Origin of the sequence: Pseudomonas sp. CMR5c (assembly GCF_003850545.1) — a bacterium.
GTDB lineage: Bacteria > Pseudomonadota > Gammaproteobacteria > Pseudomonadales > Pseudomonadaceae > Aquipseudomonas > Aquipseudomonas piscis.
On the sequence record NZ_CP027705.1, the window covers coordinates 6,051,671 to 6,064,445 of the forward strand.

The window sequence follows — 12,775 nt, forward strand, 5'->3', positions numbered from 1 at the left end:
AAACTCTGCCACCGATAGCGTTATAAGATTACATAACATTTATTTCACTTGCGTCCCGGAGACTTGCCATGCGCCGCCTGCTACTCGCCCTGCCGTTCGCCCTGTTGCCACTGGCCGCTACCCAGGTCGCGCAAGCCCATGATCACGAACACGAGCATGAACACGGCAGCCTAGGCGCCCATGAACATGGCGTGGCCCGGTTGAATGCGGTGCTCGACGGCCAGGCCCTGGAGCTGGAACTGGAAAGCCCGGCGATGAACCTGGTGGGCTTCGAGCATGCTCCAGGCAGCGACGCCGACAAGGCCAAGATCAGCGCCGCCCGCAAGCAATTGGAACAACCCCTGGCACTGTTCAGCCTGCCCAAGGCCGCCAACTGCAGCGTGGCCAGCCAGGAACTGGAGAGCCCCTTGTTCGGCGACCAGCCAGCCGTGGCCGACCATGACGATGACGACGAAGGCGCCGCTGGCGATGAACATCACCATGAGCACAGTGAGATCCACGCCCACTACCGCTTCGCCTGTGCCAAGCCCGAGGCCTTGAAGAACCTCGACCTGGGGCAGGTCTTCAAGACTTTCCCCGCCACCCAGAAAATCCAGGTACAACTGATTTCGCCAAGCGGCCAGCAAGGGGTCGAGGCCACCGCCAAGGCCGCCACCCTGAAGTTCTGAGGCAACGCCTTGCTCCAGCCGTGACCCGGACACGGTTGGAGCCGACATTCATTCGCTGATCATCGGCCCGACATGACCCAAGCACTCATCGAACTGTCCGACCTGGGCTTCAACTGGCCCGGCCAGCCCCAGTTGCTGGACATCCCCGCCTTCGCCTTGCAAACCGGTGAAACCCTGTTCCTCAAGGGCCCCAGCGGCAGCGGCAAGACCACCCTGCTGGGTTTGCTGGGCGGGGTGCAGAAACCCACCCAGGGCAGTATCCGCCTGCTGGGCCAGGAGCTGGGCGAGTTGTCCGCCGGTGCCCGCGATCGCTTTCGCGTCGACCACACCGGCTACATCTTCCAGCAGTTCAACCTGCTGCCCTTCCTCTCGGTACGCGAGAACGTCGAGCTGCCCTGTCATTTCTCCAAGCTGCGAGCCAGCCGCGCCGTGCAGCGCCACGGTAGCGTCGACCAGGCTGCCGCGACCCTGCTGGCCCACCTGGGCCTGAAGGACCCCGACCTGCTCGGCCGCCGCGCCGACTCGTTGTCCATCGGCCAGCAACAGCGGGTCGCGGCGGCCAGGGCATTGATCGGCCAACCGGAGCTGGTGATCGCCGACGAACCCACTTCGGCGCTGGACCAAGACGCCCGCGAGGCCTTCATCCAGTTGCTGTTCAGCGAATGCCGCGAAGCCGGTGCCAGCCTGCTGTTCGTCAGCCATGACCAGAGCCTGGCGCCGCTGTTCGATCGTCACCTGTCGCTGGCCGAGCTCAATCGCGCCGCCAAGCCTGCCGAGGTCTGAGATGTATCTGTTCCGCCTAGCCATGGCCAGCCTGGCTAACCGTCGCTTCACCGCGTTCCTCACCGTGTTCGCCATCGCTCTTTCGGTCTGCCTGCTATTGGCGGTGGAACGGGTGCGCACCGAAGCCCGCGCCAGCTTCGCCAGCACCATCAGCGGCACCGACCTGATCGTCGGCGCCCGCTCCGGCTCGGTGAACCTGCTCTTGTATTCGGTGTTCCGGATCGGCAACGCCACCAACAACATCCGCTGGGACAGCTTCGAGCACTTCGCCAGCAATCCCAAGGTGAAATGGGCGATCCCGATTTCCCTGGGCGACTCCCATCGCGGCTACCGGGTGATGGGCACCACCGAGGCCTACTTCCAGCACTACCAGTACGGCCACCAGCAGAACCTGCAACTGGCCGTGGGCCGGGCCTTCGCCAGCGACCCGTTCGAGGTGGTGCTGGGAGCGGAAGTCGCCGATGCCCTGCACTACCAGCTGGGCGACAAGCTGGTGCTGGCCCACGGCGTGGCCGCCATCAGCCTGGTCAAGCACGATGACAAGCCCTTCACCGTGGTCGGTATCCTCAAGCGCACCGGCACTCCGGTGGACCGTACCCTGCACATCAGCCTGGGTGGCATGGAGGCGATCCACATCGACTGGCACAACGGCGTGCCGGCCCGTGGCGCGGGTCGGATCAGCGCCGACCAGGCGCGCAACATGGACCTGACGCCCCAGGCCATCACCGCTTTCATGCTGGGCCTGAACAGCAAGATCTCGACCTTCGCCCTACAGCGCGAGATCAATGAGTTCCGCGGCGAACCGATGCTGGCGATTCTCCCCGGAGTAGCCCTGCAGGAGCTCTGGAGCCTGATGGGCACTGCCGAGAAGGCCTTGTTCGTGGTCTCGCTATTCGTGGTCCTCACCGGCCTGATCGGCATGCTCACGGCGATCCTCACCAGCCTCAACGAGCGCCGTCGGGAAATGGCCATCCTGCGTTCGGTGGGTGCCCGCCCCTGGCATATCGCGACCCTGCTGGTACTGGAGGCCTTCGCCCTGGCCCTGGCGGGGGTCATGGCCGGACTGGCGCTGCTCTACTTGGGCATCGCCCTGGCCCAGGGCTACGTGCAATCGAACTACGGCCTGTACTTGCCGTTGTCCTGGCCCAGCCCGTATGAGTGGACGCTGCTCGGGGGTATCCTGATTGCCGCGCTGCTGATGGGCAGCGTGCCAGCCTGGCGCGCCTACCGGCAGTCCCTGGCCGATGGCCTGTCGATCCGTTTGTGAGCATCGATCCATGAAGATCCAACGCCTGCTTCACTCCCTGTTCGTCCTGTCGCTGCTGGCCAGCCCGGTCTCCTGGGCCGCAGCTGCGCGGGACCTGACCTGGTTGGAAATGATCCCGGCCGGAGCACCAGCCGAGGTGCCGAACATGAAGCCCCTGCACGACCTGTCGCAGATGAGCGATGCGCTGTCGGCCGAGTCGGCGCCGGCGGCCAAGCAGGAGCTGCCCGATGCCCCGGTGGTCCAGAGCCTGGATGGCCAGTCGGTGCGCCTGCCCGGCTACATCGTGCCCCTGGAAGTGAGCGAGGAAGGCCGCACCACAGACTTCCTGCTGGTGCCGTATTTCGGCGCGTGCATCCACGTCCCACCACCACCGTCGAACCAGATCGTCCATGTCACCAGCGAAGTCGGGGTAAAGCTCGACGAGCTCTACCAACCCTACTGGGTCGAGGGCGACATGCAGGTCAAGCCTTCAACCAGCGAGCTGGCGGACGCCGGTTACCAGATGGCGGCGCAGAAGATCTACGTCTACGAGCTGCAAGAGTGAACGTCGATCACAGGGAACCTGGCGACCCGGAAAGCGATGGCAAAAGAGTGCGGGGCAAAAGAATAGTTCAGCGCCGGGGCGAGGGTTCGCGATTTCATTGAGCTGAGTCAAGGTGGTCAACTTGACGATCCTTACCATTGGACATAGCCAATTTGAATCGTCCTTTGGAGCTCCCATGCATAAGTCCCTGCTTAGCGCTTCCCTGGTTGCGCTCGCACTCGCCGCCCCGCTCGCCCACGCCCACGACGCCGGTGACATCATCGTTCGTGCCGGTGCGATCACCGTCAATCCCAAAGCCAACAGTTCCGACGTGAAGGTCGACCGCGGTCCTCTGGCCGGCGCCAACCTGGGCGGCAAGGCGACCATGAGCAGCGACACCCAGCTGGGTCTGAACTTCGCGTACATGGTGACCAACAACATCGGTATCGAACTGCTGGCCGCCTCGCCGTTCGAACACGACGTGAAGATCAAGAACACCGCCCTGGCCCCGGCCAACGGCAAGCTCGGTACCCTCAAGCACCTGCCGCCAACCCTGAGCGTGGTGTACTACCCGCTGGATAACAAGTCGGCGTTCCAGCCCTATGTCGGCGCCGGTATCAACTACACCTGGATCTACGACGAGCACGTAGGCAGTCGCGCCAGCGAGGCCGGTTTCTCGAACTTCCGCGCCAAGAACTCCTGGGGCCTGGCCTGGCAGGTCGGTGCCGACTACATGCTGACCGACAACATCATGCTCAATGCCCAGGTGCGCTACATCGACATCGATACCCGTGCCTACGTGGACAACAACGCGGTGGCCCAGGGTACCCGCGCCAAGGTCAACGTCGACGTCGACCCTTGGGTCTACATGGTTGGCCTGGGCTACAAGTTCTAAGCCCAAGCTCCATGAAAAAAGGCGCCCTCGAGGCGCCTTTTTCGTGTCCGGAAAAAACCTCAGCGACCCAACAGACGGGCCAGGCCGACACTCATCGGCGTGGGCTCGGGAAAGCTGAAGCGCTGCAACAGACGCTGGTTGCTGGCCCGCGAATGACGGATGTCGCCGGAACGGGCAGGCCCATGGCTGATGGGCGGCAATGGGCCCACAACCTCGGCCAGGGCAGCCAGCAGTTGCTTGAGCGTGGTCGCCTGGTTCAAGCCAACGTTGACCGCGCCCTCTTCCAGTCGAGGAGCCTCGATGGCTTGTACCAGCACCTCCACCAGGTCACCGATATAGACGAAGTCCCGGGTCTGTTCGCCATCGCCGAATACCGTGATCGGCAGCCCCTTCTGGGCTCGCTCGCAGAAAATGCTGATCACCCCGGAGTACGGCGACGAAGGATCCTGGCGTGGACCGAAGATATTGAAGAAGCGGAAGATCGCCGGCTCCAGGCCGTGTTGGCGCCGATAGAAATCCAGGTAGTGTTCGCTGGCCAACTTGTCGCTGGCATAGGGGGTCAGCGGTGCCTTGGGCGTATCTTCGTCGATGGACCGGCCTTCGCCATTATTGCCATAGACCGCCGCACTGGAGGCGAACAACACACGTTTCACGCCCTGCTGGCGCATCGCCTCGCAAACGTTCAGGGTGCCGATGAAGTTGCTCTGGTGGGTCTGTACCGGATCGTCCACCGAGGCCTGCACCGACGCCACCGCCGCCAGGTGGACCACGGCGCTGCAACCCTGCATGACCCGATTCACCAGGACGGCATCGGCGACATCCCCCTCGATCAACTCGACACGCGGATTATCCAGCGGCAGGTTGGCTGGCTTGCCTGTGGACAAGTCGTCCAGCACACGCACCGAGTACCCCTTGGCGAGCAGCGCATCGGTCAGATTGGAACCGATGAAACCGGCACCGCCGGTGATCAATACAAAGCCGTCAGCCATGGCGATAGAACCTATCCAGTAAAGCCGGGAGCGCGGCACGCCAGGCGCGCGGCTTGATCCCGAAAGTGTGAAGAATTTTCTTACAGGCCAGGACCGCATGCTGCGGTTCTTCGGCGGCATCGGCGAACGCCGCGTGGGCCTGGGCGGTGGGCGCCTCGACGGCCAGAGGGTGCAGTTGTCGCGCCTCGCCAAGCACCGCCTGGCCCAGGGCCAGGGGCGTGGTCGCTTCCTGGCCGGCATAGTGATAGGTGCCCCACAACGGCGCAGCACAATCGAGCTGCTTGAGTACTGAGATGATCACCCTCGCGGCGTCATCCACCGGCGTCGGGTTCCCCCGGCGGTCGTCCGCCATGAGCAGTTCCTGCGCCGACTCGGCCTGGGCCAGGAAACGCCCGAGAATGCCCTCGGCGCTGTCATCGAGCAGCCAGCCGAAACGCAGCAGCACATGCTGCGGGCAAGTGGCGCGCACGCTTTGCTCGATCCGCCACAACGCCTGCCCATGCAGACCCAGGGGGACGGGCTCGTCCTTCTCGCTGTAGGCGGTAGCCCGCGAGCCGTCGAATACCCGGTAGCTCGAAGGTTGCACCAGGATGATGTTGTGGTGCTGGCAGAGTTCGGCCAGTCGCTCGACCGCCCGCTCCTGGCCAGCCAGGCGCGCCTCGCTCACCGTCTCCGCCTGGAACCAGTCGAAGTAGTAAGCCAGGTTGATCAAGGCATCCGGACGGGTGTCGTCGAGCAATTGCGTGAGGCTCGCGGCGTCCCAACCGTCTTGCGGCGGACGGGGCGCGAGGAAGCTGATGTCTTCCTCCGCACCCAGGCGAATCAGCGCCTGCCCAAGGGCATTTCCGCCGCCCAGTAACATAAGGCGCATTCGCATAGAGTCAGCAGGCCCAGTGTGTTCGGAACGTTGGTTTGGATTGGTCAATTCCCGGGGAGCCAGGCCCGCCGGGAATTGCCGGAATCGTTGCATTTTGCGGGTTTGTGGCGCAAGCGTCACTGAGAAAGTGCAACCCCCATCCCTCGAGCGTCGCCACTGGCGCAGGCCAGGTTGCCGCCAAGCCCCCGGGCCAGGCGGTGGCCGGCATCGCATCGGACAAAAGGCGCGGGTAGTCGCCAGGCGGGCGCTTGCAAGTTGCCCCGGGCGGCCGCATAACGTCAGGCATGAACCTTGCCGAATCCGCGAACCTGTCACTGGACGCTTTCCACCCAGCCGTCCGGGCCTGGTTCCAGCGTACCTTCGCCGCCGTGACCCCGGCCCAGGCCCAAGCCTGGCCGTTGATCGCCCAGCGACGTTCGACGCTGATCGCCGCCCCCACCGGCTCGGGCAAGACCCTGACAGCCTTTCTCGCCGTTCTCGACGACCTGGTGCGCCAGGGCCTGGCCGCAGGTGGCGAACTGCCGGACGCCACCCTGGTGGTCTATGTCTCGCCGCTCAAGGCCCTGAGCAACGATATCCAGGTCAACCTCCAGCAACCCCTGGCCGGGATCACCGAGCAGCTGCGCCTGATGGGCCTGCCGGAGTTGGCCATCCGTACTGCCGTGCGCACTGGCGACACCCCGCAGAAAGAGCGCAACGCCATGCGCCGGAACGCGCCGCAGATCCTCGTCACCACTCCCGAATCGCTCTATGTGCTGCTGGGCTCGGACTCGGGACGTCGGATGCTGGCCAGCACCCGGACGGTGATCGTCGATGAAATCCACGCCCTGGCCGGCAGCAAGCGCGGCAGCCACCTGGCCCTGAGCCTGGAACGCTTGCAGGCGTTATGCAGCGCGCCCTTGCTCCGCATCGGCCTGTCCGCCACGCAGAAACCCATTGAGGCGGTATCGCGCTTCCTGGCCGGACACGACCGCCCCTGCGAGATCGTCGATATCGGCCACTCCCGCCCCCGGGACCTGGACATCGAGGTGCCGCCCGTGCCGTTATCGGCGGTGATGTCCACCGATGTCTGGGGCCTGGTGTACGACCGCCTGGCGAGCCTCGCCCGGGACCATCGCACCACCCTGATATTCGTCAACACCCGGCGCCTGGCCGAGCGCTTGAGCCGCTACTTGAGCGAGCGCCTGGGACGCCAGGCGGTGGCCGCCCACCACGGCAGCCTGGCCAAGGAGCAACGCCTGGCCGCCGAACAGCGGCTCAAGGCCGGCGAGTTGCAAGTACTGGTGGCCACCGCGTCCCTGGAGCTGGGCATCGACATCGGCGACGTCGACCTGGTCTGCCAGATCGGCTCGCCGGGCTCGATCTCGGCCTTTTTGCAACGGGTCGGGCGTTCCGGACACCAGGTTGGCGGCACCCCCAAGGGCCGCTTGTTCGCCTTGACCCGCGACGACCTGATCGAGTGCACCGCCCTGCTCGATTGCGTGCGCCGGGGCGAGCTGGACAGCCTGTCGATCCCCAGGGCGCCGCTGGATGTGCTGGCCCAGCAGATCGTCGCCGAAGTCAGCTGCCAAGAGTGGTCGGAAGACGCGCTGCTGGAGTTGGTGCGCCGCGCCAGCCCCTATGCCGGGCTCGACTCGCAGCACTACCAGGCGCTGCTGCGGATGCTCGCCGAAGGCTTCAATGGCCGCCAGGGCCTGCGCAGCGCCTACCTGCATCGCGACGCCCTGGCCCGGACCCTGCGCGGGCGCCGCGGCGCCAGGCTGACTGCGGTCACCAGCGGCGGCACCATTCCCGACAACGCCGACTACAGCGTGCTGCTCGAACCCCAGGGCCTGAACATCGGCAGCGTCAACGAAGACTTCGCCGTGGAAAGCCATGCCGGCGACGTGTTCCAACTGGGCAACAACTCCTATCGCATCCTGCGGGTGGAAACCGGCAAGGTGCGGGTCGAGGACGCTCCCGGCCAGCCACCGAGCCTGCCGTTCTGGCTCGGCGAGGCACCTGGGCGCAGCACCGAATTGTCGGCGGCCGTGGCGCGCCTGCTGGCCCGCCTGGATCAATTGCTGGGCGCCGCCCCGGGCCAGCTGCAAGCGGCCATCGACTGGCTGCGAGAGGAACCGGGCCTGAGCCAGGCCTGCGCCGAACAGCTGGTGGAATACCTGGCGCCGGCTCGCCAGGCCCTGGGTGCCCTGCCGTCCCAGGGCACCTTGATCATGGAGCGCTTCTTCGATGAGTCCGGCGGCACCCAGCTCGTAATCCACAGTCCCTTCGGCAGCCGCATCAACCGCGCCTGGGGCCTGGCCCTGCGCAAACGCTTCTGCCGCACCTTCAATTTCGAGCTGCAGGCCGCGGCCAGCGAAGACGCCATCGTCTTGTCGCTGTCCACCAGCCACAGCTTCGCCCTGGATGAAGTGTGGCGCTACCTGCATAGCAACAGCGCCGAGCACATCCTGGTCCAGGCCCTGCTCGATGCCCCGCTGTTCGGCGTGCGCTGGCGCTGGAATGCCGGGGTGGCCCTGGCCCTGCCACGCTACAGCGGCGGACGCAAAGTGGCGCCGCAGATCCAGCGGATGAAGAGCGAAGACCTGATCGCCAGTGTGTTTCCCGACCAGATCGCCTGCCTGGAGAACCTCGCCGGCGAACGGCAGATTCCCGATCACCCGCTGGTGGAGCAAACCCTGGACGACTGCCTGCACGAAGCCATGGACAGCGCAGGCTGGCTGCAACTGCTGCGGCGCATGGAACAAGGCCAGGTACGCCTGCTCAGCCGTGACCTGCCGGCGCCCTCGCCACTGGCGGCGGAGATCCTCAGCGCCAAGCCCTATACCTTCCTCGACGATGCGCCCCTGGAGGAGCGCCGTACCCAGGCAGTGCTGGCCCGGCGCTGGAGCGACCCTACCGCCAGCGACGACCTGGGCGCCCTGGACCCTGGCGCCATCGCCGCAGTGGCCGAGGAAGCCTGGCCGACTCCCGCCGGCACCGACGAAATGCACGAGGCCCTGATGAGCCTGGCCTGCATCAGCGACGCCGAGGCGAAAGCCAACCCGGGGTGGATCGAGTGGTTGCAGGCATTGGCCATCCAGGGACGCGCCTGTTGCTTGCGGGCGCCCAGCGACACCCGGTTGTGGCTGGCGGTGGAGCGCATCGCTTGCCTGCAGGCCCTTTATCCACAAGCGTCGCTGCAACCGCCGTTGCTGCCGATAGCGGGTTTCGACCCGGCCTGGGAGCCGGAGGATGCCTTGGTGGAAGTGATCCGCGCCCGGCTCAGCGGTTTCGCGCCGCTGACCCTGGAACAGGTCGCCACGCCCCTGGGCCTGCCCGAGGAGCAAGTGGCCCGGGCCCTGGCCCGGCTCGAAACCGAGGGTTACGTGCTGCGCGGCCGCTTCAGCCCCGGAGGCGATGCGCAGCAGTGGTGTGAACGTCATCTGCTGGCACGGATCCATCGCTACACGGTCAAGCGCCTGCGCCGGGAAATCGAGCCTGTGGCGTTGCAGGATTTCATGCGTTTCCTGTTCGACTGGCAGCGCCTGTCAGCGGACACCCGGGGCCAGGGCAGCGCCATGCTGGGCGAGGTGGTGGGCCAGCTCGAAGGTTATCCGGCGGCCGCCTCGGCCTGGGACAGCGACCTGTTGCCGGCACGCCTGAAGGACTACTCCAACCACTGGCTGGATGAGCTGTGCCGCAGCGGCAAGGTGGCCTGGAGCCGGATCAACGCCAGCGGCAAACCGGCCAACGGCGCCTTGCGCAGCACACCGATCGTGCTCCTGCCGCGGGCCCAGGCCCCCATCTGGAACAGCCTGGCCACCCCGCTCGGCGCCGAGCTTTCGGCCAAGGCGCAAAAGGTCCAGGCCCTGCTGGGCCAGCAAGGTGCGCTGTTCTTCGATGAACTGCTGCATGAAAGTCACCTGCTGCGCAGCGAGCTGGAAAGCGTGCTGCAGGAACTGGTGGGGGCCGGGCTGGTGAACGCCGACAGCTTCGCCGGCCTGCGTGCCCTGATCACTCCGGCGAGCAAGCGCCAACAACGCAGTAGCCGACGCGGACGCGGTGTTTTCAGCGGCGGCATGGACGACGCCGGGCGCTGGGCCCTGCTCCGGCGCTCGGTGAGCCAGGATCCGAGCGCCACCCTGGAACATGTGGCCATGACCCTGCTGCGCCGTTATGGCGTGGTGTTCTGGCGTTTGCTGGAGCGCGAGGCCGACTGGCTGCCCAGCTGGCGCGAACTGCTGCGCACCCTGCATCGCCTGGAGGCCCGTGGGCAGATCCGTGGCGGGCGTTTCGTCAGCGGCCTGGCCGGGGAACAATTCGCCTTGCCGGAAGCCATCCCGCTGCTGCGCGAAGTACGCCGGCGCCCTCACGACGGCAGCCTGGTGGCGGTGTGCGGGGTGGACCCGCTGAACCTCGCCGGGACCCTGCTGCCCGGCCCCAAGGTCCCGGCCCTGGGCGGCAACCGCCTGGTGTACCGCGATGGTCTGCCGGCCGCCGCCGAGATTGCCGGGGTCCAGCATATCTGGCTGCAACTGCCCCCCGAGCAAGCCCAGGCCCTGCGCCACAAGCTGGTACAGCACCGCCTGTAACCGCAGCCGCCGGCCCCGCAAGCACTGCTGCCAGCCCCCTCAAGCAGGCATGCGGCCCGGCCGCTTCACTGCGCGCGCGGCGACTCGGGCAGCAGCAGCGCCGACTCATCCTGCTCCGACTCGTCTTCATGGAGCCGCCGCGCCGGCAGCATCACCTGTTGTGGATAAGTCTGGGCGAAATGCACCCACGGGGAGTTATCCACAAGCTTCTTCAAGCGCTGGTTGAACGCCCGAGTGACTGCGTACTGGCCACCGGACACCGTACGGAACTGCGCCGTCAGCACCACGCCGTTGAGGTCCATCTTGTCCACCCCGAACACGTCCAGGCCGCCTTGCAGGCTGTACTTGAGGAACGGGTCGTCACTGATCGAGCGACCGGCCTCGCGGATCAGCTCGATGGCCTTGTCGACATCCGAGTCATAGGTGAACTGCACCGAGAAGAAGGCGAAGGCGAACTGCCGCGACTGGTTGGTGACCGCCTTGATCTGCCCGAACGGCACCGAATGCACGAAGCCCTTGCCGTCGCGCAGGCGCAGGGTCCGGATGGTCAGGCCTTCCACGGTCCCGGCATGGCCGGAATCCAGCACCACCCAGTCACCGACGGACAGGGTGTCCTCGATGATGATGAACAGGCCGGTGATCACGTCCTGCACCAATTGCTGGGAGCCGAAACCGATGGCCAGGCCGACCACCCCGGCACCGGCCAGCAATGGTGCGACGTTGATCCCCAGATTGGCCATGGTGGTGATCGCGCAGATCACCACCAGGATGATTTTGATCGCGTTGCGCAGCAGCGGCAGGATGGTCTTGACCCGGGTGCTGGGCTGGCGTGCCGAGCGCTTGTTGGCCGGTGGTTTCAAGGCCTCCTGGATCGCCGTGTCCAGCACCACCCACAGCAACCAGGTCACCAGGAAGATCAGGCCGATGCTGCTCAGCGAATCGCTGATGGCCCGACCCACGGTATTGCGCTGGGCGAATTCGAACAGCGAGAGGCCCCAGATGCGCCCGAGGATCTCGATGAAGGCGATGGCCATGACGATGCGCAGAAGCGCATGCAGCAGGCTGAGAAAGCGCTCCTTGTAGGCGCTGCTGCGCTGGATCGACTGGGCACTGCGGGACTTGAACAGGTGCTGCAGCAGCGTGCTGAGAAAGACCGTGGCGATCAGCAGTGCGGTGGTCAGCAAGGCACAGCGCAGGGCTTCCTGGCTGTCCTCGCCGGCGCCGATCAGGTTGACCGCCGAGACCAGCGCCATCAGCAGGATGGGCCAGTACCAGAGCCCGGAAAAGATCCGCAGCGACTCCTGCAACGCCGGCTGCCCGAGACGCTGGGACAGCGGGCGATTGCGGATCAGTTGCGCCACCGGCCGGCGCAGGCGGACCACCAGCACGGCGAAGATCACCGTGGCCAGCAATCCGGTGACCACCGCCACGCTGCTGGTGATGTTGCCCCCCAGCTGGCGAGCGATCTGCGGGCTGGCCAGGGCATCGCTGAGGGCGGCCAGAAAGCCCATGAGAAATAATGGTTTGGGACAATAGTCGCGGATCACCCGGACCGCCGGGCGTTTGTGTCCCACGTTGAACAGCACGATCAGGCACAACAGCACGCTGGTGGAGACGATGCCGCTGCTGGTGGCGTAGGCCAGGCACAAGGCCAGGGCCCGCCCCACGGAGCCGGACAACGAGTGGCTGACGTACAGCGTAAGGGGCAGGCTGATCAGGGCCGGCAAGGTGTAGGGCAGAAGGTATTCCAGCAAGGCCTGGCCACGGGGGCGGGCCAGCAACCAGCGTTGTCGCGCCAGACGGCGGAGCAGCCAGCCTCCCAGCAGCGTCAGCAGCACGAAGCTGCCGAGCCAGGTGCCGGACAGCACCAGGAAGTCCCCGGCCACGCTCCAGCCAGAACGGTCCGACGGCTGGTTGACCAGGCGCCCCACCTCGTCCGCCGCACGATCGGCGCGCAGGCGCCAGGCATCGAGCAGGTTCTGGTTGAGGTCGAGCTTGTCCTGGACCTCATCGAGGCTTGAAGTGATGGCGCCCAGCAACCCTCCCTCGACCAGCAGTTCCGGCTTGGCCGGAGTCTCGGCCGGGGCGGTGGGCGCGGGGGCGGCATCCAGCTCGCGGCTGCCCAGCAAGAGCAGCACCCCGAGCAGAATCGCGGTCTTGAAATTCAACACAACGCGGGGCTCCTTCAGCAGGGTCTGT

General features: G+C 66.0%; 9 protein-coding genes. 6 read left to right on the top strand and 3 right to left on the bottom strand.

Annotated features, from left to right (window positions below; all coding sequences use genetic code 11):
- The first annotated feature begins 68 nt into the window (after positions 1–68).
- The 5 genes from C4K40_RS27955 to C4K40_RS27975 all read left to right on the top strand — a co-directional run bounded on the left by C4K40_RS27955 (position 69) and on the right by C4K40_RS27975 (position 4,136).
- Positions 69–668, top strand: coding sequence for a DUF2796 domain-containing protein (locus C4K40_RS27955; protein ID WP_053134895.1), 600 nt, complete (start codon positions 69–71; stop codon positions 666–668).
- A 72-nt stretch (positions 669–740) separates the two neighbouring features.
- Complete coding sequence (locus C4K40_RS27960) at positions 741–1,451, top strand: ABC transporter ATP-binding protein (protein WP_053134898.1); 711 nt, start codon at positions 741–743, stop codon at positions 1,449–1,451.
- A gap of 1 nt (position 1,452) precedes the next feature.
- Positions 1,453–2,718, top strand: a complete 1,266-nt coding sequence (locus C4K40_RS27965; RefSeq protein WP_053134901.1) for an ABC transporter permease — start codon at positions 1,453–1,455, stop codon at positions 2,716–2,718.
- 10 nt (positions 2,719–2,728) lie between these two features.
- Positions 2,729–3,262, top strand: coding sequence for a DUF3299 domain-containing protein (locus tag C4K40_RS27970; RefSeq protein ID WP_022641298.1), 534 nt, complete (start codon positions 2,729–2,731; stop codon positions 3,260–3,262).
- Positions 3,263–3,437: 175 nt separating this feature from the next.
- Positions 3,438–4,136 carry an OmpW family protein gene (locus C4K40_RS27975; RefSeq protein ID WP_022641299.1) on the top strand — a complete coding sequence of 233 codons (699 nt, stop codon included), beginning with the start codon at positions 3,438–3,440 and terminating at the stop codon, positions 4,134–4,136.
- Between the two features lie 59 nt (positions 4,137–4,195).
- Here the strand turns inward: C4K40_RS27975 and C4K40_RS27980 are convergent, their stop codons facing one another.
- Together C4K40_RS27980 and C4K40_RS27985 are read right to left on the bottom strand one after the other, a co-directional pair.
- Entirely contained in the window at positions 4,196–5,125 is a 930-nt protein-coding gene (locus C4K40_RS27980; protein ID WP_022641300.1) for an NAD-dependent epimerase/dehydratase family protein, read from the bottom strand.
- Complete coding sequence (locus C4K40_RS27985; protein WP_053134904.1) at positions 5,118–6,002, bottom strand: sugar nucleotide-binding protein; 885 nt, start codon at positions 6,000–6,002, stop codon at positions 5,118–5,120. Before C4K40_RS27985 ends, C4K40_RS27980 begins: the two co-directional genes overlap by 8 nt.
- Before the next feature lie 284 nt (positions 6,003–6,286).
- Here C4K40_RS27985 and C4K40_RS27990 point away from each other — a divergent pair, with 284 nt between their 5' ends.
- Positions 6,287–10,576: a DEAD/DEAH box helicase gene (locus tag C4K40_RS27990; RefSeq protein ID WP_053134906.1), complete on the top strand. Its 4,290-nt coding sequence runs from the start codon at positions 6,287–6,289 to the stop codon at positions 10,574–10,576.
- 65 nt (positions 10,577–10,641) lie between these two features.
- On the opposite strand, the gene C4K40_RS27995 is transcribed toward C4K40_RS27990, so the two are convergent.
- On the bottom strand, positions 10,642–12,747 hold the full coding sequence (locus C4K40_RS27995; RefSeq protein WP_031320612.1) for a mechanosensitive ion channel family protein: 2,106 nt from the start codon (positions 12,745–12,747) through the stop codon (positions 10,642–10,644).
- Positions 12,748–12,775: the final 28 nt, after the last annotated feature.